The sequence below is a fragment of the Phytoactinopolyspora endophytica genome, from assembly GCF_004138495.1.
Taxonomy (GTDB): domain Bacteria; phylum Actinomycetota; class Actinomycetes; order Jiangellales; family Jiangellaceae; genus Phytoactinopolyspora; species Phytoactinopolyspora endophytica.
Map to the genome: position 1 here is coordinate 38,347 of NZ_ML142869.1, position 1,277 is coordinate 39,623.

Here is a 1,277-nt window from a genome sequence, read left to right on the forward strand (position 1 = left end):
AAGAGGGCACCTACCCCGACGAAGGGACGGAAGTCTCCCTGGCCCAGTACGCGGTGGCAGTACTCCACAACGGGCAAGGCAACTATTCGGTCGCGCAGGAAGCCGCGGAGAGGGCGTGCAGGTCCGACGAACTGTCCATCAGCAGCGCCGGCCTGCCCGAGCTCATCGAGGCTTCCGTACGCGCCGGCGAGCCGGAACGCGCGGCGGCCGCACTGGAGTGGTTCAGCTCACGGGCGGGTGCGTGCGGCACCTCGTGGGCGCTCGGCCTGCAGGCGCGCTCACGGGCGCTGACGAGCACCGGGCCCGCCGCCGAGGAGCACTACCGTGAGGCGATCGACCGGCTCGGAAAGTCCCGGATGGCCAGCGACGCGGCCCGTGCTCACCTTGTCTACGGCGAGTGGCTGCGCCGCGAAGGCCGCCGCCAGGACGCACGCAAGCAACTCCGCACCGCCCACGAGCTGCTGTCGGACATGGGTGCGGAGGCGTTCGCCGCGCGTGCCGCCCGCGAGCTGCGGGCCACCGGCGAGCACCCGCGCAAACGGACCGCCCAGCCGACCGATGTCCTCACCGCCCACGAGCTGCACATCGCGCGATTGGTCGCCACCGGCGCGACATCCCGGGAGGTCGGCGCGCAACTGTTCCTCAGCCCACGCACGATCGAAGCCCACCTGCGCAACATCTTCCGCAAACTCGGCATTACCTCCCGCCAACAACTCAGGAAAATGCAGCTTCCCTGAGCAGACAGGCAGGTGGCGGTCTGCCGGTCTCGCGTCTGCGCGCTAGCCCACGATATCCGCCGCTGCGCGGGTCCAGGTTAGGCCACTCATCCGAAAACAGGTTGGGACAGGTTGGGGGCTGACCGGCCTAGGCAATTCTCACTGACACGAACTGCGCCCGGCAGCGTAGTGAGACCAGGGACCTTCACCGACGCGAAAGAGCGGTCTGCGGCGCAATTCTGGACACGGCGCAACTACTCCGGAACCGTCGAGACGAAGCGAATCGTCGTTATCCCGACCTGATGCGCCTGTTGGCCGCCGACCCATGTTCGACTGAGGATTACGGCCCCGTCACCGCACCAACGACAGGAAGGCTCCACGACCATGTCCACCGATGTCGACGTGACGAGAGATCCGGACCGGCAGCGCTACGCCGCCTCCGCCGGCGACGTGACGGTCGCCGGGTTCATCGACTACCAGGAGACCAGCGAGCTGGTCGTCCTGACCCACACCGAGGTCGATCGGGCGTTCGAGGGCCGCGGAGTCGGCAGCGCCCTGGCA

Annotated in this window: 2 protein-coding genes; both read left to right on the top strand. The window is 68.3% G+C overall.

What is annotated here, in order from left to right; all coding sequences use genetic code 11:
- Positions 1 to 737: helix-turn-helix transcriptional regulator (locus ELR45_RS39525; RefSeq protein WP_205857492.1), on the top strand; the 737-nt coding region annotated here is incomplete at its 5' end.
- A gap of 363 nt (positions 738 to 1,100) precedes the next feature.
- A partial coding sequence (locus ELR45_RS43050) for a GNAT family N-acetyltransferase (RefSeq protein WP_205857515.1) occupies positions 1,101 to 1,277 on the top strand: 177 nt, incomplete at its 3' end.